The organism is Streptomyces spiroverticillatus (assembly GCA_014650415.1).
Lineage (GTDB): Bacteria > Actinomycetota > Actinomycetes > Streptomycetales > Streptomycetaceae > Streptomyces > Streptomyces spiroverticillatus.
On the sequence record BMUX01000004.1, the window covers coordinates 584,795 to 606,282 of the forward strand.

The following is a 21,488-nucleotide window of genomic DNA, read 5'->3' on the forward strand; positions in this document are numbered from 1 at the left end:
GCCTTTCGGGCCGTGAGGGAAGTAAGAGAAGTGAGAGAAAAGGGGAGGGAAGGTTACGAGCGGACTTCGAGGAGCGGGACGTGCTGCTCCACCGGGGTCATCGAGCCGTGCATGCCGACCATCGAGGACTCGCCGGGCTCGTTGCGCGAGGCGGTGATCACCACGTCGTCGTGGGCGGCCGCGACGACGTCGCCGATCCGGCCGTGGACCCGCTCGTCGACGTACGGGCCGAACCAGCCCAGCTCGATCGCCTCGTCGCGGCTCGCCACCCAGAACTGCTCGCCGAGCACCTCGCGCCACACGGCGAGCACGTCGCCGGACGCGCCCGGGACCGCGTACACGTGCCGGGCCCGGCCCTCGCCGCCGAGCAGGGCGACGCCCGCGCTCAGCTCCCAGTCCTCGTCGAAGTCGATGCGGGACTGCTCGTCGAAGGGGATGTCGATCATGCCGTGGTCGGCGGTGACGTACAGGGCGCTGCGCGGCGGCAGTTGCTCCGCGAGGCGCTGGGCGAGGCGGTCGACGTGCATCAACTGCCCGCGCCAGGCGTCGGAGTCGACGCCGAAGCGGTGGCCCGCGCCGTCGACCTCGCTGTAGTACGTGTAGACCAGCGACCGGTCCCCCGCCGCCAGGTGCTGCGCGGCGAGGTCCATCCGGTCCTCGCCGGTCAGGCGGCCCTGGAAGGTGCCGCCGCTCAGCGCGATCTTGGTCAGGGGGGTGTGCTGGAAGTCGGGGGACGAGACCTGCGCGGTGTGCACGCCCGCCGCGTCCGCGAGCTGGAAGACCGTGGGGTACGGCTGCCAGACGTGCGGGTCGGTCCAGGGGCGCCAGCGCAGCTGGTTCATCAGGGCGTTCGTGTCCGGGTCGCGGACGGTGTAGCCCGCGAGACCGTGCACGCCGGGGGTCAGGCCCGTGCCGACCGAGGCGAGCGAGGTCGCGGTGGTGGCCGGGAAGCCCGCGGTGATCGGGCGGCCGGTGCCGCCGCGCGAGGAGGCGAGGAGCGAGTGCAGGTACGGAGCCTCGTCCGGGTGCGCCTTGATCTGTTCCCAGCCGAGACCGTCGATCAGGAAGACACAGTTCCGGTCGGCGGGCGTCAACTCACCGATGGAGGCGGTCGTTCCGGGTACGTCCATGCCAGCGGCCAGCGTCGGCAGCAGGTCCGCGAGGGAGCCGGAGCCGTACTCCGGGACCGGCGCGGTGTCGAGCGCGAGCGGGACGGGGTCCTGCCAGGCGGCGGGCAGCGCCATCAGCGGGCGGAGGAGCCGGTCGCGGCCGTCGCCTCGGACAGTGCCTGCGCGAAGACGAGGGTCTGCTTGACCGTGTCCGGGCCGTCGCCGGCCTCGCTGACGCGCAGGCTCAGGTCGTCGGCGGTGGAGCTGCCGGTGTAGCCGTGGTCGGCGTCGCAGTTGGGGTCGCCGCAGGCGGCGGGCTCCAGGTCCAGGCGGGCGACCGCGCCCCAGCCGATGGTGAGGACGACCTCGCGGGGCAGGGTCCCCGGAACGTACTTCTCCGGATTGGCCACGACCCGGCTGACCACGACCGAGGAGATCCGGCCGATCTTCACGGACTCGGTGGAGGTGGTGGCGTACGGCGTCGGGGAGCTGGTGTCCGCGTTCTGCTCGTCGGTGTGGCTGACGATGAAGCGGGTGCCGGTGAGGACCAGGACGGTGACGTGACGACGGACCTCGTTCGAGTCGAACGTGGTCTCCTGGTGCACGAGGTACGACGAAACGGCCTCCGTGCCGACAGCGGCCTCCACCGCCTCGGCCACCAGAGCCGGGTAGTAGCCGCTGCGCTCGATCGCTGCCCGCAGCCCCTGGGTCGTCGTACCGGTCTTCGCCATGCCTTCCATCCTACGGGGCCCGGGAGGGCGGATGTCCCTTGCGGCGGGGGTGGGACCTGGGGACTCAGTAGCTCGGGAGGCGGCGCGGGCCGAGGTCGTCCCGTACCGCAGGAGGGGCCAGCCGTACGGTCGCGCCCAGCACGGACAGTCCGTCGGGGGCCACGACCACGGGTTCCAGGGCGACGCCGACCACCTCGGGATGGTCGTCGACCAGCCGCGAGACGCGCAGCAGCAGCTCCTCCAGAGCTGCGGTGTCCACGGGTGCGGAGCCGCGCCAGCCGAAGAGGAGGGGGGCGGTCCGGATCGACCGGATCAGCTCCGCCGCATCCCGGTCGGTGGCCGGAACGAGCCGGTGCCCGGTGTCCCCGAGCAGCTCGGAGGCGGCCCCGGCCAGCCCGAAGGACAGCACCGCGCCGACCGCAGGGTCGATGGCGGCCCGCACCACGGTGTCCACCCCGCGCGGGGCCATGGCCTGCACGACCAGCAGCAGCTCCTCGGGCTTGCCGAGGGCGTCGGTCAGCTCGGCGTACGCCCGCCGCAGGTCGTCCTCGTCGGCCAGGTCGAGTCGTACGCCGCCGAGGTCGGGCCGGTGGCGCAGATGCGGGGCGGTGGTCTTCAGGGCCACCGGGTAGCCGAGCCGCTGCGCCGCCGCGACGGCCTCGTCCGGCCCGGGAGCGGGCAGGGCCCCCCGCACCTCGATCCCGTACCGCCCGAGCAGCTCCCGCGCGGCATCGGCCTTGAGCGGCAGCCCGCGCGGGTCGCCGTCGGCGGCGAGCAGGGCGTCGATCTGCGCGGCGGCCCCGCCCTCGTCGATGTCCTCGTACTCGGGCACCTTCCCCGGCTCGGCCGCGTCCCGCCGCCACTGGGCATACCGCACCGCCTCCGCCAGCGCCCGTACGGCCCGCTCGGCGGCGGGGTAGGCGGGGATGCGACGGGGGGCGGGGGCTCCGGTCGGGCCTCCGCCGGACGTCGCACTTCCGGGGGGCGGCGCACCGGGGGCGGACGGCGGGACCTGAGGGGCGGAGGCGGTGGCTGCTGGCCGGTCCAGGCCCGACGGGGCGGTCGGGGCTGCCTGCGCCGCGGGTCCGGTTGCGGTGGTCGGGGTGGCCTTGACCTGCGGCTTTCCGGCGCCCGCTGCCGCCGGGTCCCTGCCCGGGGCCGTGCTGGTCGCCGCCGCGAGGGCCTGTGCCAGTTCGCCCATTTCCACGTGGACCACCGCGACCGGCTTCGCGGGGGCCGTGGCCGCCGCCTCGCGCAGGGCCGTGGCGAGGACCTCGCCGTCGCCGGACTCCGTGGTTCCGGACTCGCCCATCCACGGGATGGCCGTGACGATCACCGCGTCGCAGGCCGGGTCGGCGAGCGCGGCGGCCAGGGCCTCGCGGAAGTCGGCCGGGGTGGCGGCCGTGGTCAGGTCGCGCGGCGGGAGCGGACGCAGCCCTTCCGTCAGGCAGGCGTCGTACGTGAGGAGGCCGAGGGACTCGGAGTTGCCGAGGATGGCGGTGCGCGGGCCGCGCGGCAGGGGCTGGCCGGTCAGCATGAGCCCCGCGTCGACGAGTTCGGTGACGGTGTCCACGCGTACGACTCCCGCCTGGCGGAAGAGCGCGGAGACCGTGGCGTCCGGAATGCGCGCCACCGGTACTGCATGGCCGGGCGGCGTACTGCCGCTGTGGCGCGCCCCCTTGACCACCACGACCGGCTTCGAGGCGGCCGTACGGCGGGCCAGGCGGGTGAACTTGCGCGGGTTGCCGATGGATTCGAGGTAGAGGAGGACGGCGTCGGTGTCCGGGTCCTCGTGGCAGTACTGGAGGAAGTCGTTGCCGGAGACGTCGGCCCGGTTTCCGGCGGAGATGAAGGCGGAGACGCCCGCACCGCGCCGGTGCAGCCCCGAAAGGAGCGCGATGCCGATCGCCCCGGACTGGGCGAACAGACCGATCCGCCCGCGGTCCGGCGGGCGGGGCGCGAGCGAGGCGTTGAGGTGCACGGCCTCGGAGGTGTTGATGATGCCGAAGGCGTTGGGCCCGATGATCCGCATCCCGTACGAACGCGCCCTGCGCACCAACTCCCGCTGCCGCTCCCGCCCTTCGGCCCCGCTCTCGGCGTACCCGGCGGCCAGCACGACCAGCCCCTGCACCCCGCTCTCGCCGCAGTCGGCGACGACGTCCAGGACCTTGTCGGCGGGGACGACGACCACCGCGAGGTCCACCGGGACGCCGATCTCCGCGACGGAGCGGTGTGCCGGGACGCCTTCGAGTTCCGTGGTCTCCGGCGGGAGGGCCGCATTCACCGCGTACGTACGACCCGTGAAGCCCGCCGCGAGGAGGTTGCGCAGCACCGTGCGCCCCACGGACTGCGGGGAGCGGCCCGCGCCGACGACCACGACGGAGCCGGGCGCGAGGAGCCGCTGCACGGAGCGGGCCTCGGCGCGGTGCTCGCGGGCGCGCTGCACGGCGAGGGACCGGTCGGTGGGCTCCAGGTCGAATTCGAGGTGGACGACGCCGTCCTCGAAGGAACGCTTCTGCTGGTAGCCGGCGTCCGTGAAGACCTTGATCATCTTGGAGTTGGCGGGGAGGACCTCGGCGACGAAGCGCCGGATGCCGCGCTCGCGGGCGACCGCCCCGATGTGCTCCAGGACGGCGGAGGCCACACCCCGGCCCTGGTGCGCGTCCTGGACCAGGAAGGCGACCTCGGCCTGGTCGGCGTCGGGGCCCGAGGCGGGCAGGCCGTCGGCGTTGATGCGGTCGTAGCGGACCGTGGCGATGAACTCTCCGCCGACGGTGACGGCCAGACCCACCCGGTCGACGTAGTCGTGATGGGTGAATCGGTGGACGTCCTTGGCGGACAGCCGGGGGTAGGGCGCGAAGAAGCGGTAGTACTTCGACTCGTCCGAGACCTGCTCGTAGAAACTGACCAGCCGGTCGGCGTCCTCGGTGGTGATGGGCCTGATCCGCGCCGTGCCGCCGTCGCGGAGCACGACGTCGGCCTCCCAGTGGTCGGGGTACGCGTGCTCCGGCGCACCGGTCACCTGATCCGCGCCGCCGTTCACCTGATCCGCATCGTCCGCAGCCTTGGCCATGGGTGCAGCCTACGACTCGCGGGCACTCGGAGAGCGGGGCAGTCTGGTCCTGTTCGGCCCGTCCCGTTCGGGACTTTCGCCGGGCAGAGCAGCCCGCACCACGTGAGAGACTGGTCTAGACAACCAATAAGCACATGAAGGGCAACACCATGGTTGAGCGCCGCGTCACCGTCGGCTGGGCCGAGGGCCTGCACGCCCGCCCCGCCTCCATCTTCGTCCGCGCCGTCACGGCCACCGGCGTCCCCGTCACCATCGCCAAGGCGGGCGGCAACCCGGTCAACGCCGCGTCGATGCTGGCGCTGCTGGGCCTGGGCGCGCAGGGCGGCGAGGAGATCGTGCTGGCGTCCGAGGCCGAGGGCGCGGACGCCGCCCTGGACCGTCTCGCGAAGCTGGTCGCCGAGGGCCTGGACGAGCTCCCCGAGACCGTCTGAACCCCTGCGGCCCCGTGAGGTCGCGCCCGTACGGGCGAATTCTTGTGAAGCAGAAGCCGCGGCATCCCGAATTCGGGGGCCGCGGCTTCTGCCTTTTCCGAAGAATTCCGGGTCACGCGAATAAGCCCGACCCCTTTATAGGGCCCGCATGTTAATTCCGCCCGCCCGTCACGTTGACGGCATGTTGCGGAATCCTCATGCGGTACGCCGCCACCGCCCGCTCCGCGTGCCGCGCGGTCAGCGCCCTCGCCCGTTCGGCGTCGCGCCGGGCCACCGCGTCCACGATCGCCCCTCGTTCGGCCCAGAGCTCGACGGGCCGCTCCGGGCGCTCCACGACGTACATCCAGGCGATCTTGTGCTTGAGCTGGGTGAGCAGCGCGATCAGCCCGGGGCTGCCGGACGCCTGGGCGAGCGTCTCCTGGAACCAGCCGCCGAGCGCCGCCAGATCCGCGGTCTCGGGCCGCCGCACCCGCTCCTGCCCCAGCCTGACCAGGCCCCGGAGCACCTTGAGGTGCGCGTCGGTGCGCCGCACGGCCGCCCGGGCCGCGCCCAGCGGCTCCAGCAGCGTCCGCATCTCCAGCAGGTCGGCGGCCTCCTGCGGGCCCGGCTCGGCGACGCAGGCGCCCGCGTGCCGCCGGGTGGTGACGAAGCCCTCGGCCTGGAGCGTGCGCAGCGCCTCGCGCACGGGGACGCGCGAGACGCCGTACCGGCGGGCCAGCACCTCCTCGGTGAGCCGGCTGCCGCGTGGCAGGACACCGGAGACGATGTCGTCGCGGATCGCCGTACACACCGAATGCGCGGGAATACGCATGCCCGGATCTCCGTCCGCCCGCCGAATTGTTTCCGTCAACTGTATTGCAGCGGCGGTGAATTACGGAAGGAAATCCCGAAGGGCCGGTGTCCGGGAACGAAAAATGCCCCGACTCGCGGGGAGTCGGGGCACTTCCGTGCGGCGGTCGCGGTCAGACGCTGACGCCGTGCTCGCGCAGGTACGCGACCGGGTCGATGTCCGAGCCGTACTCGGGCGAGGTGCGGGCCTCGAAGTGCAGGTGCGGGCCGGTGGAGTTGCCGGTCGAGCCGGACAGGCCGATCTGGTCGCCGGAGCCGACCGACTGGCCGACCGAGACGTTGATCGAGGAGAGGTGGCCGTACTGGGTGTACGAGCCGTCGTTCATCCTGATCACGATGTTGTTGCCGTACGCACCGCCCCAGCCGGCCTCGACGACCGTGCCGGAGCCGACGGCGACGACGGAGGAGCCGGAGGAGGCGTGGAAGTCGACGCCGGAGTGGCTGCCGGAGGACCACAGGGAGCCGCCGGACTTGTAGCTGGTGGAGACGTACGAACCCGCCACCGGCAGACGGAAGGTGTTGAGGCGCTTGCGCTCGGCCTCGCGGGCGGCGCGCTCGCGCTCCTCGCGCTCCTTCTTGGCCTTCGCCTCGGCCTTGCGCTTGATCTCGGCCTTGCGCTCGGCCTCCGCCTTGCGGGCGGCCTCGGCCTCGTCCAGCGCCTTCTGCTGCGCGTGGGCCTGCTCCTCGATCCGCTGGGCCACGGTCTCGGCGGAGTGGTCCAGGGCGACGGCACGGATGGTGCCGGTGTCCTCCGCGGCCAGGTCCTGCTCGGCGGCGATGGCCTGCGGGGCCAGCGTTCCGATGACACCGGTCGTGGTGAGGGCGGCGACTCCGGCGATGTTGGCGCTCTTGCGCGACAGCACGGAGGGACGCCGGTGCTTCCCGGCGGCACGGGTGAACGCCATGGAGTGGCTGTGTCCTTTCCTTCCTTCTCGCCTACCGGGTTAGCTGACGGGTTCGGAGCAGGAAGGTCTCCTACGGGCCCCACCGCCTCGACGGCGATGGCGTCCGATTCACCCCAGGGACTTCATGTGGGTCCCCGGCTCCCCAGGCTCGCGCCTGACGGGGACTCGGCGATGACTGCCCGGTGCCGCGGTTGCGGCGCACTCTGACGGACAGCCGGGTCGACGCTAAGCGGCCGTACTTTCAATCTCCAAACAGATGACCGCTTTTGTGAAGAGGCCCACACGGCAGACAGGCAACCTCCCCAATAAATCGGACATACGGGAGGACCCCGACGACTCGGGAGTCATCGGGGTCCTTCTTGTCATGCTTTGTACGGGTCAGCTGACGACAGTGACTTCGCCGATGTTCAGCGCCCGCACCGGCTCGGCGATCCGCGAGGCGTCGCCGACCAGGACCGTGACGAGCCGGTCCACCGGGAAGGCGTTCACCACGGCTGCCGTGGCCTCCACGGTGCCGGTCGCGGCGAGCCGTGCGTACAGCTGGGCCTGGAAGTCGTCGGGCAGGTGCTGCTCGACCTGGTCGGCCAGCGTGCCCGCGACGGCCGAGGCCGTCTCGTACTTGAGCGGGGCGACACCCACCAGGTTCTGCACGGCGACGTCGCGCTCGGCGTCGGTGAGGCCCTCGGCCGCGAGCGTCCGCAGGACCTTCCACAGGTCGTCCAGGGCGGGCCCGGTCGACTCGGTGTCCACGGAGCCGCTGATGGCCAGCATGGCGGCCCCGGTGCCGTCCTCGGAGGAGCGCAGCACCTGCCCGAAGGCGCGCACGCCGTAGGTGTAGCCCTTCTCCTCGCGCAGGACACGGTCCAGGCGGGAGGTGAGGGTGCCGCCGAGGCAGTACGTGCCGAGCACCTGGGCGGGCCAGACGCGGTCGTGCCGGTCCGCGCCGATGCGGCCGATCAGCAACTGCGTCTGGACGGCGCCGGGCCGGTCCACGATGACCACGCGGCCCGAGTCGTCGGCGGTGACCGGGGCGAGGGGGTACGGGGCCGCCGTGTTGCCCGTCCACGCGCCCAGGGTGTCGGCGAGGACCGCGTCCAGGTCGATGCCGGTCAGGTCGCCGACGACGACCGCGGTGGCGGTGGCGGGGCGCACGTGCGCCTCGTAGAAGGCGCGCACGGCCGCGGAGTCGATGTTCCGAACCGTCTCCTCGGTGCCCTGACGGGGGCGCGACATGCGCAGGTCCGCGGGGAAGAGCTCGTGCGAGAGCTGCTTGGCGGCCCGCCGGTTCGGGTTGGCCGCCTCGTGCGGGAGCTCGTCCAGCCGGTTGCGCACCAGGCGCTCGATCTCGCCGTCGGCGAACGCCGGGGCGCGCAGGGCGTCGGCGAGCAGCCCGAGCGCCTTCGGCAGCCGGGAGACCGGGACTTCGAGGGAGACCCGCACGCCCGGGTGGTCGGCGAACGCGTCGAGCGTGGCGCCGCAGCGCTCCAGCTCGGCGGCGAACTCCTCGGCGGAGTGCTTGTCGGTGCCCTCGGTGAAGGCGCGCGACATGATCGTGGCGACGCCGTCGAGGCCCTTCGGCTCGGCCTCCAGGGGGGCGGCGAGGAAGACCTCGACGGCCACCAGCTGCTGTCCGGGGCGGTCGCAGCGCAGCACGGTCAGCCCGTTGGACAGCGCGCCGCGCTCGGGGGCCGGGAAGGCCCACGGGGTGGCGGGGCCCGGCTGCGGCTGCGGGTGGAACTGCATCTCGCTGGTCACGGCTGCGCTTTCGCCGGTGGTGGCTGCGGTCTCCGTCACTGGTCCGCCCCTTCCTGCTCGTCTTCTTCCTGTACGTCGTCGGAGGCGGCCAGCGGTTCGTACACCAGCACCGCCCGGTTGTCCGGGCGCAGTCGGGCCTGGGCCACGGCCCGTACCTCTTCGGCGGTGACCTCCAGCACACGGTTCACCGCGGTGAGCGCGAGCTGCGGGTCGCCGAACAGGACGGCGTACCGGCACAGTTCGTCGGCGCGGCCGGCGACCGTGCCCAGACGGTCCAGCCATTCGCGCTCCAGCTGGGCCTGGGCGCGCTCCATCTCCTCGGCCGTGGGGCCCTCCGCGGCGAACCGGGCGAGCTCCTCGTCGACGGCGGCCTCGATGGCCGCAACCTCCACACCGCCCGAGGTCTTGACGTCCAGCCAGCCCAGCGAGGGGGCCCCGGCCAGGCGCAGCAGGCCGAAGCCCGCCGCCACGGCCGTCTGGTCGCGTCGTACGAGACGGTTGTGCAGCCGGGAGGACTCGCCGCCGCCGAGGACGGTGAGCGCCAGGTCCGCGGCGTCGGCCTCGCGGGTGCCGTCGCTGGGCAGCCGGTAGGCGGCCATCAGCGCACGCGCCGGGACCTCCTCCTCGACGACCTCGCGCAGTTCGCCGCCGATGACGTCGGGCAGCGAGCCGTCGCGGGGCGGCTGCTTGCCGTCGTGCCCGGGGATGGAGCCGAAGTACTTCTCGACCCAGGCGAGCGTCTGCTCGGGGTCGATGTCGCCGACGATCGACAGCACCGCGTTGTTGGGCGCGTAGTAGGTGCGGAAGAAGGCGCGGGCGTCCTCGAGGGTGGCCGCGTCCAGGTCGGCCATGGAGCCGATCGGGGTGTGGTGGTAGGGGTGCCCCTCGGGGTACATGAGGGCGGTGAGCTTCTCGAACGCGGTGCCGTAGGGCACGTTGTCGTAGCGCTGGCGGCGTTCGTTCTTGACGACGTCGCGCTGGTTCTCCATGGACTCGTCGTCGAGCGCGGTGAGCAGCGAGCCCATCCGGTCGGCCTCCAGCCACAGCGCCAGCTCCAGCTGGTGCGCGGGCATGGTCTCGAAGTAGTTGGTGCGCTCGAAGCTGGTGGTGCCGTTGAGCGAACCGCCGGCGCCCTGCACCAGTTCGAAGTGGCCGTTGCCCTTGACCTGGGCGGAGCCCTGGAACATGAGGTGCTCGAAGAGGTGTGCCAGGCCGGTACGGCCCTTGACCTCGTGGCGCGAGCCGACGTCGTACCAGAGGCAGACCGCGGCGACCGGGGTCAGGTGGTCCTCGGAGAGGATCACCCTCAGACCGTTGGCAAGCCGGTGCTCGGTCGCGCTGAGGCCGCCGGAGCCGGCCTGCGCTGTGGCCGTGTGACCCATGGGCATGTACGTCCCTTCGATCGCGTATGAGACAAGTCCTGCAATTAAGTCCTGCCACTGTATGCAAGCGCACTGACAGTCCGCGAAGTTCCCGCACTCTCCGAGCTTTCGTTCCCCTCCCGCCGGCTCTTCTCCCGTACGGCCCCACGACCGGTACGGACGGGTCGAGGTCGGCGTTGTCAGTGGGGCGGTCCACAATGGTCCGCATCAGGAACCCCCCGCTTCCGCACGACCAGTCCAGCAACCGCCGTTGAACAGTGAGAAGGAGCCGCGCCCGCGATGGCCCGCCGCAGCACGAAGACCCCGCAGCCTGACGAGGCGTTCGAGGAGAAGATCCTCGACGTCGACGTCGTCGACGAGATGCAGGGCTCCTTCCTTGAGTACGCCTACTCGGTGATCTACTCGCGCGCCCTGCCGGACGCGCGGGACGGCCTCAAGCCCGTACACCGGCGCATCGTCTACCAGATGAACGAGATGGGCCTGCGCCCCGACCGGGGGTATGTGAAGTGCGCCCGCGTCGTCGGCGAGGTGATGGGCAAGCTGCACCCGCACGGCGACGCGTCCATCTACGACGCGCTGGTGCGCATGGCGCAGCCGTTCTCGATGCGGCTGCCGCTGGTCGACGGGCACGGCAACTTCGGCTCGCTCGGCAACGACGACCCGCCGGCCGCGATGCGTTACACCGAGTGCCGGATGGCCGACGCGACGTCGCTGATGACGGAGTCGATCGACGAGGACACGGTCGACTTCAACCCGAACTACGACGGCAAGGAGCGCGAGCCCGTCGCCCTCCCGGCCGCGTACCCGAACCTGCTGGTCAACGGCACCACCGGCATCGCGGTCGGCATGGCCACCAATATGCCGCCGCACAACCTGGGCGAGGTCGTGGCCGCCGCCCGCCACCTGATCAAGCACCCGGGCGCCGACCTCGAGACGCTGATGCGCTTCGTGCCGGGCCCCGACCTGCCGACGGGCGGCCGGATCGTCGGCCTCGCCGGCATCAAGGACGCGTACGAGAAGGGCCGCGGCTCCTTCAAGATCCGCGCCACGGCCGCCGTGGAGAACGTCACGGCCCGCCGCAAGGGCCTGGTCGTCACCGAACTGCCCTTCACGGTCGGCCCCGAGAAGGTCATCGCGAAGATCAAGGACCTGGTCGGCGCGAAGAAGATCCAGGGCATCGCGGACGTCAAGGACCTCACCGACCGCTCGCACGGCCTGCGTCTGGTCATCGAGATCAAGAACGGCTTCGTCCCGGAGGCCGTCCTCGAACAGCTCTACAAGCTGACGCCGATGGAGGAGTCCTTCGGCATCAACAACGTCGCCCTGGTCGACGGCCAGCCCCTCACGCTGGGCCTCAAGGAGCTCCTGGAGGTCTACCTCGACCACCGCTTCGAGGTCGTACGGCGTCGCAGCGAGTTCCGCCGCACCAAGCGCCGGGACCGGCTGCACCTGGTCGAGGGCCTGCTCGTCGCGCTCATCGACATCGACGAGGTCATCCGCCTCATCCGCTCCAGCGACAACTCGGCGCAGGCCAAGGAGCGCCTGATCGAGCGCTTCGGCCTCTCCGAGATCCAGACCCAGTACATCCTGGACACCCCGCTGCGCCGCCTCACCAAGTTCGACCGCATCGAGCTGGAGTCGGAGCGCGACAAGCTCAACGGCGAGATCGACGAGCTGACCGGAATCCTGGAGTCCGACGCGGAGCTGCGCAAGCTGGTCTCGGCCGAACTGGCCGCGGTCGCGAAGAAGTTCGGCACCGAGCGCCGCACGGTCCTGCTGGAGTCGGGCGCCTCGGCCGTCGCCACGGTCCCCCTGGAGGTCCCGGACGACCCCTGCCGCGTCCTGCTCTCCTCCACGGGCCTCCTCGCCCGTACGCCCAACGGCGAGCCCCTCGCCCTGGACGACGCCCGCCGCACCAAGCACGACGTGATCGTCTCGGCGGTCCCCGCGACCGCGCGCGGCACCGTCGGCGCGGTCACCTCGTCGGGCCGTCTGCTGCGGCTGGCCGTCATCGACCTCCCCCAGCTCCCGGACACGGCCTCCGCGCCCAACCTCTCGGGCGGGGCCCCGGTCGCGGAGTTCCTCTCCCTGGACGCCGACGAGACCCTGATCTGCCTGACCACCCTGGACGAGTCCTCACCCGGCCTCGCCATCGGCACGGAACAGGGCGTCGTCAAGCGCGTGGTCCCCGACTACCCGTCCAACAAGGACGAGTTGGAGGTCATCACCCTGAAGGACGGCGACCGCATCGTGGGCGCCCAGGAACTGCGCACGGGCGAGGAGGACCTCGTCTTCATCACCGACGACGCCCAGCTCCTGCGCTACCAGGCCGCCCAGGTACGCCCGCAGGGCCGCCCGGCGGGCGGCATGGCCGGCATCAAGCTCGGCGCGGGCGCCAAGGTGATCTCCTTCACCGCCGTCGACCCGGCCGCCGACGCGGTCGTCTTCACGGTGGCGGGCTCCCGGGGCACGCTCCTCGGCGACGCCGAATCCTCCGCCAAGCTCACCCCGTTCGACCAGTACCCGCGCAAGGGCCGCGCCACGGGCGGCGTCCGCTGCCAGCGCTTCCTGCGCGGCGAGGACGTCCTGATGCTGGCCTGGGCGGGCGCGGCCCCGGCCCGTGCCGCCCAGCAGAACGGCACCCCGGCCGACCTCCCCGACCTCGACCCGCGCCGCGACGGCTCGGGCACCCCGCTGCCGAAGCCGGTGGCTGCGCTGGCGGGGGCGGTGTAGGGGCACTTTGCCCGTACGGGTCGGGGGTGCGGGGCGATAGTGCCCCGCACCCCCGACCCGTATCCGCCCCTAGAACTCGTCGGAGGAGTCCTCGGGGAACGCCTCTTCGGACTCCTCCGGGGACTCTTCCCCGGGCTCCTCCGCCTGTACGTACCTCAGCACACCCCACATGGCACGCTCCGCCGGAGTGTCCGCACCGGGCGCGACGTCCCGTGCGCCCGGCTCCCCGACGCACCCGGCAAGCCGCTCCCGCAACACCTGGCCGTCCGTCCCGGACCCGATCAGCACGAGCTGCGTGAGCCGCTCCTCACCGGGCCCCCACGGCTCCGGATAGAACCGCAGGAACCGCCCCACCGCGTGCACCGCATACCGGTTGTGCGCATCGGCGGCGCCGAAGTCGACGTACCCCTTGATCCGGTACAGCCCCTCGGGCCGCGCGTCCAGAAATCCCATGAGCCGCCCCGGATCCATGGGCACGTCCGAGACGAAATCCACGCTCTCGTACGACGCGTGCACGTGCTCGGAGTGATCGTCCTCCGCACTCCCCTCGACCTCCGCGCGCAGATCCTCGAAGCTCAACTGCCAGCCGTCCTGCCGGTGTTGGTCATCGGTCCGCCGGTTGAAGAGCACTTCCGGATCGATCCGCCCGTACTCGGCGCAGATCAGGGTGCCGCCCCCGACCCCGCCCAACTCCTCCTTGAGCGCGTCGAGCTCCCGCTCCCCCACCCGGTCCGTCTTGTTCAGCACAACGAGATCCGCGATGGCCAGATGCCGCACGATCTCCGGATGCCGCACCCTGGTCGCCCCGAACTCGGCGGCGTCCACCACCTCGACGAGCCCCCCGTACACGGCATGCGGGTTCTCGCTCGCCAGCAGCATCCGCACCAGTTCCTGCGGCTCCGCCAGCCCACTGGCCTCGATGACGATGACGTCCATGCCCACCGCAGGGTCGGTCAGCTTCTCCAGATACACATCCAGCTCACTGGCATCCACCGCACAGCACAGACACCCGTCGCCGAGCGAAACGGTGGAATCCCCCAGCTGTCCCGCCACCGCCATGGCATCGATCTCGATCGCCCCGAAATCATTGACGATCGCCCCGATCCGGGTGCCACGACTCCGCTTGAGCAGGTGATTGAGCAGCGTCGTCTTCCCGGACCCCAGAAATCCGGCGAGGACGACGACGGGGATGTGTTGCCTGGACATGGTCCCGATCGTAAACGCACCGGCCCTGCCGGGTTCCGGCACTCCGATCGTGCCCCGAGCCGGGTCGCCCCTTTTTGGACGGGGCGGGCAGTGAACGATTGTTAGCGCCACCCAACGGGCACATATGCGAGTAGGGCGCCCGTTGCCACGACACGTCTCTGGACGTCTCTGCCTCCGTGCGCCTCTGCTCCGCCTTCCGCCGACCGGAGCCGCTCGGCACTCTGGAGGCGGGACACGCAGTCAACGACCGCCGGCCGGCCCGTAGTCCACGTCCGCCCACCCGGTGCTCAGTGCGGTCGCCTGTGGATTTCGGGGGTTGGGATGGCTAAGCACGGACAACAGCGGGGGGTCGTGGTGGGGCTCGTCCTGGGGACGACTGCCTTCACCGCCATGCTCATCCAGCAACGGCAGATTCATCGGCGCATCGCACTGACCGCCCAGCGGCAACTGCAGCTTCAGCTCCAGTGCAAGGCGATGGCCGACCCACAGCTCGCCGCCGTGCTGGATACCTACGAGGAGGACATTCCCGCAGACCAACAGCGGCAGTTCCTCTTCGCCAACGCCCTCTACGGCAACATCCTGCACGACTGTCGCGTCGGCACGATGAGCATCGAGGAAGCGCTCGGGCACCTCAGAATCACCTGCCAGAGCAAAGTCTTCCGAGCGTACTGGGACGCCACGGAACACCACAGGGCGAGCCTGCCGTACGACTCGCAGGAAGCAGCCATGGGCAGACTCGTGGACGAGATCGTCACCAGGGCGAGCGAGGAGGGCGATCAGTGGTGGATCGCGTGAGAGGGGAACCGTAACCGCGCCACGCCCCTGTGCGAGTGACACCGTGCACCCATGCGCCTCCCTGTGCGCCGGTGTGTGCCGGATGGGGCCCCAGGGACGGGACGGCACTCGCGCGCGCCCGTCGGCCCGCAACATCCCACAACGCACGTGAGTGACCTACGACACTTCCGGTACATTACGTGCCCAGCGGCATCGGCCTGCACTCACACCCAAAGATTGCCGCGCCGCCGCCCTTGCGTGTGCAAAAGGTGCGTGCAAGCCACAAATGAACTGGAACAGTGGACTCCCGTTGATGAACCCAGAAATCGTCCGCAGGATCGGTGCTTCCCCCCAGGCACGAGGCAGCGCGACAGGCCAGACATGCCCCGACATCTTTGAGTTGAGCGACGGGAACTTCGCGGTCATCGGGACCGAGTCGACGGCCGTCCTCGACGACAAACTCCCGGCGGACGCGGGACGTGCCGACTACGAACGCATCGTGGTCATCAGCCGCGAGACACTGATCCGAGCGAAGGCCGACATCCCCGACGCATAAGTGCCGACCGGCCGGGCGCAAAGTTGCGGACCGGCAGTCAGGACCAGATGGGCCCCCTTTCGCCCGAGCGGCGTTGCGGGGCCCATTCCCTTTGCGCTCCCCCCTCTCACGCATGCCTCAGCAGCACGTCCCCTACCGTTCGTACCCATGCGCATCTCCTGGCCCCAGCGCGTCGTCTCCCAGTTCCTGCTCCTCCAACTGGCGATCGCCGCCGGCATCACCGTCCTCGCCACCGGGCTCTTCCTCGCGCCCCTCGGGGCCCAGCTCGACGATCAGGCGATGCGGCGGGCGCTCGCCATCGCGCAGACCACCGCGTCGCCCCGGGTGGCGCAGGACCTGCTGCGCTCCCCCGCCGCCCCCGGCGGCCCCGTGCAGGCCGAGGCCGAGCGGATCCGGCGGGCGACCGGGGCCGAGTACGTGGTGATCATGGACCGGCGCGGGGTCCGCTGGTCGCACACCGCGGTCGCCCGCATCGGCCGGGTCGTCTCGACCGACCCCAGCGACGCACTCGCCGGGCGCGAGGTCATGGAGATCGACAGCGGCACGCTGGGCCCGTCCGCGCGCGGCAAGGTCCCCCTGCGGGACCAGGCAGGACGGATCGTCGGCGCGGTCTCGGTGGGCATCGAGTACGACAGCGTCCGTGCCCGGCTCCTCGCCGCGATCCCCGGGCTTCTGGCCTACGCGGGCGGCGCGCTCGCGATCGGCGCGCTGGCCGCGTACCTCATCTCGCGCAGGCTCCAGCGGCAGGTCCACGACCTCGCCTTCTCCGACATCGCCGCCCTCCTCGCGGAGCGCGAGGCCATGCTGCACGGCATCCGGGAAGGGGTCGTGGCGCTGGACCCGGCGGGCCGGGTGCGGCTGGTCAACGACGAGGCCAGGCGCCTGCTGGGCATCGGCGACGAGGCCACCGGGCGGCCCCTGGACGAGGTGCTGGGCGAGGGCCGCACCGCCGACGTCCTCGCGGGCCGGGTGTCGGGCGAGGATCTGCTGACCGTACGAGGACCCAGGGTGCTGGTCGCCAACCGCATGCCCACCGACGACGGCGGCGCCGTGGCCACCCTGCGCGACCGCACCGAACTGGAGCAGCTCGGCCGCGAGTTGGACTCCACCCGGGGCCTGATCGACGCCCTGCGCGCCCAGGACCACGAGCACGCCAACCGGATGCACACCCTCCTCGGCCTCCTCGAACTCGGCATGCACGAGGAGGCGATGGACTTCGTGACGGAAGTGGCGGGGGTGCACCGTGCGACGGCGGAGGAGTTCACCGAGCGCGTCCACGATCCGCTGCTCGCCGCACTGCTGGTGGGCAAGGCGACGGTCGCGGCGGAGCGGGCGGTGGTACTGCGCCCGGCGGCGGAGACGATGCTGCCGGACCGCCTGGTGGACCCGCGCGGGCTGGTCACGGTGGTCGGCAACCTGGTGGACAACGCGCTGGACGCGGCGGCCGGTTCACCCGAGGCCTTCGTGGAGGTGGCGCTCTACGCCCGGGGCCGGGAGGTCGTGCTCCGGGTGACGGACAGCGGCCCCGGGGTGCCGGAAGCCCAACGCGAGTCGATCTTCACCGAGGGCTGGACGACCAAGGAACTCCCCGCGCACGGGAAACGAGGGCTGGGACTCGCCCTCGTACGACGCCTGGCCGAACGGCATGGCGGCAGCGCGCGGGTCACTCAAGCCCCTGGAGGGGGAGCGGAATTCACGGTGGTCCTCCCGGAGGGCATCTCCAGCCCGCCCACCCCTACGCCGCCCCCGCCCCCGTCAACGACCGCACCTCCGTCTCCGCATGCTTCGCCGCGTCCGGCACCTCGTGCGAGGTGACCGTGCCCAGCCAGCCCGCCAGGAAGCCCAGCGGGATCGACACGAGCCCCGGGTTCTGGAGCGGGAAGAACTGGAAGTCGGCCCCGGGGAACAGTGACTCCGGACTGCCCGAGACCACCGGCGAAACGATCACCAGCAGCACCGCAGGCACCAGCCCCCCGTAGACCGACCAGACCGCCCCGCGCGTGGTGAACCCCCGCCAGAACAGCGAGTACAGCAGCACCGGCAGATTCGCCGACGCGGCCACCGCGAAGGCGAGCCCTACCAGGAACGCCACGTTCAGGTCCTTCGCCAGCAGACCCAGCGCGATGGCCACCACACCGATCCCGCCCGCCGCGACCCGGGCGACGGCCACCTCGCTGTACGGCTTGCCGCGCTTGCTCCGGCTGCGCAGCGACGCGTACAGGTCGTGGGCCACGGAGGCGGAGGAGGCCAGCGTGATCCCGGCGACGACGGCGAGGATCGTCGCGAAGGCGATGGCTGCGACGACCGCGAAGAGAACCGTTCCGCCTGCGGAACCCGCACCGCCGCCCAGGTCGTGGGCGAGCAGGGGGACCGCCGTGTTGCCCGCCGCGTTCGACGCCCGCACCGTGTCGGAGCCGAGCAGGGCGGCGGCGCCGAAACCGAGGACGATCGTCATCAGGTAGAAGCTGCCGATGAGCCCGATCGACCAGACCACCGACCTGCGGGCGGCCCGCGCTGTGGGCACGGTGTAGAAACGGGACAGGATGTGCGGCAGGCCCGCCGTACCGAGCACGAGGGCGAGCCCGAGGCTGATGAAGTCGAGCCGCGCGGTCCAGTCCCCGCCGTACCGGAGGCCCGGCGCGAGGAAGTCCAGCCCGTGCCCGCTGCGCGCGGCGGCGGTGGTCAGCAGCTGGTTGAAGTCGCCCCCGAAGCGCACCAGGACGAGCACGGTGAGCGCCAGGGCGCCCGCCATGAGCAGGACGGCCTTGACGATCTGGATCCAGGTGGTGGCCCGCATCCCGCCCAGCGTCACGTACACGACCATCAGCGCGCCGACGCCGACGACCGTCCAGGTCTGGGCGGCTCCGCTGCTGCCGCCGAGCAGCAGCCCGACGAGCGAGCCCGCGCCGACCATCTGGGCCACCAGGTAGAGCACGGACACGGTCACCGAGGAGGTGCCCGCCGCGATCCGCACGGGCCGCTCGCTCATCCGGGAGGCGACGACGTCGGCGAGGGTGAACCGGCCGCAGTTGCGCACCAGTTCGGCGACGAGGAAGAGCACGACGAGCCAGGCCACCAGGAAGCCGACGGAGTAGAGCATCCCGTCGTAGCCGTAGAGGGCGATGAGGCCGGAGATGCCGAGGAAGGAGGCGGCGGACATGTAGTCGCCCGCGATGGCGAAACCGTTCTCCATGGGGCTGAAGAGGCGTCCGCCGACGTAGAACTCCTCCGCCGAGCCGTGCCGGTTGCGGCTCACCCAGGTGGTGATGGCGAGCGTCGTCGCGACGAAGGCGCTGAAGAGCAGCAGCGCCAGGGTCTCGTGGCCGTGGTTCACCTGCCGCCGCCTCCGACCTCTGTCAGCCGGGTCAACTCCTGGGTGTCCCAGCGCAGTTCGAGCGCGGCCCGGTCCCGGCGCAGCCGGGCGTGCCGGGCGTACGCCCAGGTCAGCAGGAAGGTGGAGAGGAACTGGCCGAGGCCGGCGACCATGGCGACGTTGACCGCGCCGGCCACCGGGCGGGCCATCAGGCCGGGTGCGGCGGTGGCGGCGACGACGTACGCGACGTACCAGGCGAGGAAGGCGAGGGTCGCGGGGACGACGAACCGCCGATAGCGGCCGCGCACCTGCTGGAAGGCGGGGCTGGCCTGCACTTCCAGGTAGATCTCGGCGGCGCTGGGGCCGCGCTCCGGGGCGGCGTGGGACTGCTGCGGCACGGCGGAAGACCGGGCTGCCGTGCCGTCGAGTTCCCCCCAGCCGGAGGCGAGCGCGTCGTACCACGGGTCGTCGAACCGCATCGCTGCGGCGTCGCGCCCTTCGTGCTTGTCCACCGAACAACTCTCCTTGTCCGCGGCCGGACTGGTCCGCGCGCCCCAGGATGGGCAGACCGGAGAGATCCCCGGATCGGCAATCCCCTTCCTTCACCCCATTAGGTGACGTCTGCACCGGGCAGGTCCGTGCGGGGCGGCCGGGCGAGGCCCTGCCGGTACGCGTAGCGGACGGCCTGTGCGCGGTCGCGCACGCCGGTCTTCCCGAAGAGGTTGTTGATGTGGGTCTTCACGGTGGCGGACCCGATCCGCAGCCGCCGCGCGATCTCCGCGTTGGGCAGTCCTTCGGCGATCAGCTCCAGCACCTCGGCCTCGCGCGGGGTGAGCCCGTCGGGCAGTTCGCCGGCCGCGAAGGTTCCGTACGCAGGGGGCTCGGGGGCGGTGACCTGCTCCAGGAGCCTGCGCTGGACGGCGGGCGAGAGCCTGGCCTGCCCGGACATCACGTCCCGCACCGCCCGCACGATCTCCTCGCCGTCGGCGTCCTTGGTGAGGTAGCCGCGCGCCCCGGCCCGCAGCGCGGGGAAGAGCCAGTCGTCGTCGGCGTAGGTGGTGAGCACGACGACCTGGGTCGCGGGGTGCCCTTCCCGGATCCGCCGGGTCGCCTCCACCCCGTCGCAGCGGGGCATCCGCAGGTCCATCAGTACGACGTCGGGGGCGTGCACGGCGACCAGTTCGACGGCCTCCTCGCCGTCCCCTGCCGAGCCGACCACCTCGATGCCGGGCAGCAGTCCCAGCAGCAGCACGATGCCCTCGCGCACCATCGCCTGGTCGTCGACGACCAGCACCCGCACCGCGCGCCCCTCAGCAGAGTCCCCGCTCATACCGGCATCCGCAGTCTCACCACGAACCCCTCCCCCTCGGGCCCCGCCTCCAGGGTGCCCCCGAGCAGTTCCGCCCGCTCCCGCATTCCGAGCAGACCGTACCCGCCCCCGGTCGCCGCCAACTCCCTCCGCGCGTCCGTCTTCCTGAGCCCGGGGTCATCGGCCCGCCGCGCCGCCCCCAGGGGCCGGGCGCTCCCGCCCGGCTCCCTGCCGTCCCGGCGCCCCGAGTCCCGTATCTCCAGGGCGACTTCGCGGCTTCCGTACTCCAGCAGGATGCGCGGCACGGCCCCCGGCGCGTGTTTGCGTACGTTGGTCAGGGCCTCCTGGGCGACCCGGCGCAGGGCCTGGGACGCATCGGCGGTCAACTCCCGGCGGGGGCCGATCACCTGGACGTCGGCCCGGTCCAGGGCCGCCATCTCCCGCAGGTAGTCCTCGACGGGTGCCATGTCGCCGCGCAGTGCCGAGAGCGCCTGCCGGGTCTCCGCGAGCCCTTCGCGGGCCATCCTGCGGGCGGCGACCACCCGCTCCAGCACACTGTCCCGGAACGGGCCCTCCGGTTCCCGCTCGACCAGCAGCCGGGCCGCCTCCAGGTGGACCACCTGCGCGGAGAGGCTGTGGGCGAGGACGTCGTGCATCTCCCGGGCGATCCTGGCCCGTTCGGCGAGCGCGGCCGTCTCGGCCTCGGCCGCGCGGGCCACCCGCTCCTGCGCCAACAGCAGGAAGCCGGAGCCCCGCGCCTGCGCGTCCAGCCGCAGCATGTACCCGGTGACCAGGACGCCGAAGCTGACCACCAATTGCTCCCGCAGGCTCACGTCGCCGAGCCTCGACATGCAGGTCACGAACACCGCGCCCATCGGTACGCCGACCGCCAACGGCAGCCGCACCATGGCCTGCACCACGCAGACCACCAGCAGGATCGCCCCGGACGTCTGCGCGTCCACCGCGTAAGCGGACACGGCGAGCAGCGCCACGGACACGAGCACCCCGACCGAGGGCAGCAGCCGGTGCCGCAGGGTCAGCCGGTCGTACAGTTCGGCCGCGCCGACGACCGCGAGCAGCGCGAGCGGCGGCACCACGACGGCGACACCGTCGAAGACCTTGGTCGCGTACGCCTCCAGCAGGAACCAGGCGCCGATGCCCAGCCACATGGCGACGTCGATGACCATCCGCACCCGGGGCACCCCGATGCGCGTCAGGGCCTCCTTGGCGGGCCAGGCGGTGAGTGCGCCGCCCCAGCGGGTCGACTGCGCCGTCTGCGTTTCCATGCCTCGACGGTACGGAGCGAAAGTCCCCCGCGAATCGGAGCGTGGGTGGAGCTTTCGGCTCCACCCACGGGTTGAC

General features: G+C 71.8%; 17 protein-coding genes and 1 riboswitch. Of the genes, 5 read left to right on the plus strand and 12 right to left on the minus strand.

Annotated features, from left to right (window positions below; translation table 11 throughout):
- Nucleotides 1-53: 53 nt before the first annotated feature.
- The 3 genes from IE269_RS13970 to IE269_RS13980 form a co-directional block, all read right to left on the minus strand.
- On the minus strand, nt 54-1,244 hold the full coding sequence (locus tag IE269_RS13970; protein ID WP_189823200.1) for an alkaline phosphatase family protein: 1,191 nt from the start codon (nt 1,242-1,244) through the stop codon (nt 54-56).
- The gene (locus IE269_RS13975; protein ID WP_189823201.1) at nt 1,244-1,840 is read right to left on the minus strand and encodes a DUF5998 family protein; all 597 of its coding nucleotides are present in this window, start codon (nt 1,838-1,840) and stop codon (nt 1,244-1,246) included. The genes IE269_RS13970 and IE269_RS13975 overlap by 1 nt, the downstream gene beginning before the upstream one ends.
- Nucleotides 1,841-1,904: 64 nt before the next feature.
- Nucleotides 1,905-4,913 (minus strand): bifunctional acetate--CoA ligase family protein/GNAT family N-acetyltransferase, encoded by a 3,009-nt coding sequence (locus IE269_RS13980; RefSeq protein ID WP_189823202.1) that lies wholly within the window; start codon nt 4,911-4,913, stop codon nt 1,905-1,907.
- Between the two features lie 149 nt (nt 4,914-5,062).
- On the opposite strand from IE269_RS13980, the gene IE269_RS13985 reads away from it, so the two are divergent.
- On the plus strand, nt 5,063-5,344 hold the full coding sequence (locus tag IE269_RS13985) for an HPr family phosphocarrier protein (RefSeq protein ID WP_189823340.1): 282 nt from the start codon (nt 5,063-5,065) through the stop codon (nt 5,342-5,344).
- Nucleotides 5,345-5,495: 151 nt separating this feature from the next.
- Here IE269_RS13985 and IE269_RS13990 read toward each other — a convergent pair whose 3' ends face one another.
- From IE269_RS13990 to IE269_RS14005, 4 genes are all read right to left on the minus strand, one after another.
- Nucleotides 5,496-6,155, minus strand: a complete 660-nt coding sequence (locus IE269_RS13990; protein WP_189823203.1) for a GntR family transcriptional regulator — start codon at nt 6,153-6,155, stop codon at nt 5,496-5,498.
- 151 nt (nt 6,156-6,306) lie between these two features.
- Entirely contained in the window at nt 6,307-7,098 is a 792-nt protein-coding gene (locus IE269_RS13995; RefSeq protein ID WP_189823204.1) for a M23 family metallopeptidase, read from the minus strand.
- A gap of 14 nt (nt 7,099-7,112) precedes the next feature.
- Nucleotides 7,113-7,279, minus strand: a riboswitch (cyclic di-AMP (ydaO/yuaA leader).
- Between the two features lie 197 nt (nt 7,280-7,476).
- Nucleotides 7,477-8,841 (minus strand): M16 family metallopeptidase, encoded by a 1,365-nt coding sequence (locus tag IE269_RS14000; protein ID WP_189823341.1) that lies wholly within the window; start codon nt 8,839-8,841, stop codon nt 7,477-7,479.
- Nucleotides 8,842-8,888: 47 nt separating this feature from the next.
- Nucleotides 8,889-10,241: a M16 family metallopeptidase gene (locus IE269_RS14005; RefSeq protein WP_189823205.1), complete on the minus strand. Its 1,353-nt coding sequence runs from the start codon at nt 10,239-10,241 to the stop codon at nt 8,889-8,891.
- 273 nt (nt 10,242-10,514) lie between these two features.
- Between IE269_RS14005 and IE269_RS14010 the strand changes: the two genes are divergently transcribed.
- Nucleotides 10,515-12,968, plus strand: coding sequence for a DNA gyrase/topoisomerase IV subunit A (locus tag IE269_RS14010; protein WP_189823206.1), 2,454 nt, complete (start codon nt 10,515-10,517; stop codon nt 12,966-12,968).
- Between the two features lie 69 nt (nt 12,969-13,037).
- Here IE269_RS14010 and IE269_RS14015 read toward each other — a convergent pair whose 3' ends face one another.
- Nucleotides 13,038-14,174, minus strand: a complete 1,137-nt coding sequence (locus IE269_RS14015; RefSeq protein WP_189823207.1) for a CobW family GTP-binding protein — start codon at nt 14,172-14,174, stop codon at nt 13,038-13,040.
- 321 nt (nt 14,175-14,495) lie between these two features.
- On the opposite strand from IE269_RS14015, the gene IE269_RS14020 reads away from it, so the two are divergent.
- From IE269_RS14020 to IE269_RS14030, 3 genes are all read left to right on the plus strand, one after another.
- Nucleotides 14,496-14,969, plus strand: coding sequence for a DUF6082 family protein (locus tag IE269_RS14020; RefSeq protein ID WP_229897627.1), 474 nt, complete (start codon nt 14,496-14,498; stop codon nt 14,967-14,969).
- 292 nt (nt 14,970-15,261) lie between these two features.
- On the plus strand, nt 15,262-15,504 hold the full coding sequence (locus IE269_RS14025; RefSeq protein WP_189823208.1) for a hypothetical protein: 243 nt from the start codon (nt 15,262-15,264) through the stop codon (nt 15,502-15,504).
- Nucleotides 15,505-15,651: 147 nt separating this feature from the next.
- Nucleotides 15,652-17,319: a sensor histidine kinase gene (locus IE269_RS14030; RefSeq protein WP_189823209.1), complete on the plus strand. Its 1,668-nt coding sequence runs from the start codon at nt 15,652-15,654 to the stop codon at nt 17,317-17,319.
- On the opposite strand, the gene IE269_RS14035 is transcribed toward IE269_RS14030, so the two are convergent.
- From IE269_RS14035 to IE269_RS14050, 4 genes are all read right to left on the minus strand, one after another.
- On the minus strand, nt 17,240-18,838 hold the full coding sequence (locus IE269_RS14035) for a solute symporter family protein (RefSeq protein ID WP_189823210.1): 1,599 nt from the start codon (nt 18,836-18,838) through the stop codon (nt 17,240-17,242). The two genes, IE269_RS14030 and IE269_RS14035, sit on opposite strands and share 80 nt — an antisense overlap.
- Nucleotides 18,835-19,296 (minus strand): DUF485 domain-containing protein, encoded by a 462-nt coding sequence (locus tag IE269_RS14040; protein WP_189823343.1) that lies wholly within the window; start codon nt 19,294-19,296, stop codon nt 18,835-18,837. The genes IE269_RS14035 and IE269_RS14040 overlap by 4 nt, the downstream gene beginning before the upstream one ends.
- A 131-nt stretch (nt 19,297-19,427) precedes the next feature.
- On the minus strand, nt 19,428-20,147 hold the full coding sequence (locus IE269_RS14045) for a response regulator (protein WP_189823211.1): 720 nt from the start codon (nt 20,145-20,147) through the stop codon (nt 19,428-19,430).
- Nucleotides 20,144-21,412 carry a sensor histidine kinase gene (locus IE269_RS14050; protein WP_229897629.1) on the minus strand — a complete coding sequence of 423 codons (1,269 nt, stop codon included), beginning with the start codon at nt 21,410-21,412 and terminating at the stop codon, nt 20,144-20,146. The genes IE269_RS14045 and IE269_RS14050 overlap by 4 nt, the downstream gene beginning before the upstream one ends.
- Between the last annotated feature and the right edge of the window lie 76 nt (nt 21,413-21,488).

Bases quoted from the DNA above. Each gene is read 5' to 3' on its own strand.
- IE269_RS13970 (WP_189823200.1), bottom strand. From the start codon at position 1,244: ATGGCGCTGCCCGCCGCCTGGCAGGACCCCGTCCCGCTCGCGCTCGAC.
- IE269_RS13975 (WP_189823201.1), bottom strand. From the start codon at position 1,840: ATGGCGAAGACCGGTACGACGACCCAGGGGCTGCGGGCAGCGATCGAG.
- IE269_RS13980 (WP_189823202.1), bottom strand. From the start codon at position 4,913: ATGGCCAAGGCTGCGGACGATGCGGATCAGGTGAACGGCGGCGCGGAT.
- IE269_RS13985 (WP_189823340.1), top strand. From the start codon at position 5,063: ATGGTTGAGCGCCGCGTCACCGTCGGCTGGGCCGAGGGCCTGCACGCC.
- IE269_RS13990 (WP_189823203.1), bottom strand. From the start codon at position 6,155: ATGCGTATTCCCGCGCATTCGGTGTGTACGGCGATCCGCGACGACATC.
- IE269_RS13995 (WP_189823204.1), bottom strand. From the start codon at position 7,098: ATGGCGTTCACCCGTGCCGCCGGGAAGCACCGGCGTCCCTCCGTGCTG.
- IE269_RS14000 (WP_189823341.1), bottom strand. From the start codon at position 8,841: ATGCAGTTCCACCCGCAGCCGCAGCCGGGCCCCGCCACCCCGTGGGCC.
- IE269_RS14005 (WP_189823205.1), bottom strand. From the start codon at position 10,241: ATGCCCATGGGTCACACGGCCACAGCGCAGGCCGGCTCCGGCGGCCTC.
- IE269_RS14010 (WP_189823206.1), top strand. From the start codon at position 10,515: ATGGCCCGCCGCAGCACGAAGACCCCGCAGCCTGACGAGGCGTTCGAG.
- IE269_RS14015 (WP_189823207.1), bottom strand. From the start codon at position 14,174: ATGTCCAGGCAACACATCCCCGTCGTCGTCCTCGCCGGATTTCTGGGG.
- IE269_RS14020 (WP_229897627.1), top strand. From the start codon at position 14,496: ATGGCTAAGCACGGACAACAGCGGGGGGTCGTGGTGGGGCTCGTCCTG.
- IE269_RS14025 (WP_189823208.1), top strand. From the start codon at position 15,262: ATGAACCCAGAAATCGTCCGCAGGATCGGTGCTTCCCCCCAGGCACGA.
- IE269_RS14030 (WP_189823209.1), top strand. From the start codon at position 15,652: ATGCGCATCTCCTGGCCCCAGCGCGTCGTCTCCCAGTTCCTGCTCCTC.
- IE269_RS14040 (WP_189823343.1), bottom strand. From the start codon at position 19,296: ATGCGGTTCGACGACCCGTGGTACGACGCGCTCGCCTCCGGCTGGGGG.
- IE269_RS14045 (WP_189823211.1), bottom strand. From the start codon at position 20,147: ATGAGCGGGGACTCTGCTGAGGGGCGCGCGGTGCGGGTGCTGGTCGTC.
- IE269_RS14050 (WP_229897629.1), bottom strand. From the start codon at position 21,412: ATGGAAACGCAGACGGCGCAGTCGACCCGCTGGGGCGGCGCACTCACC.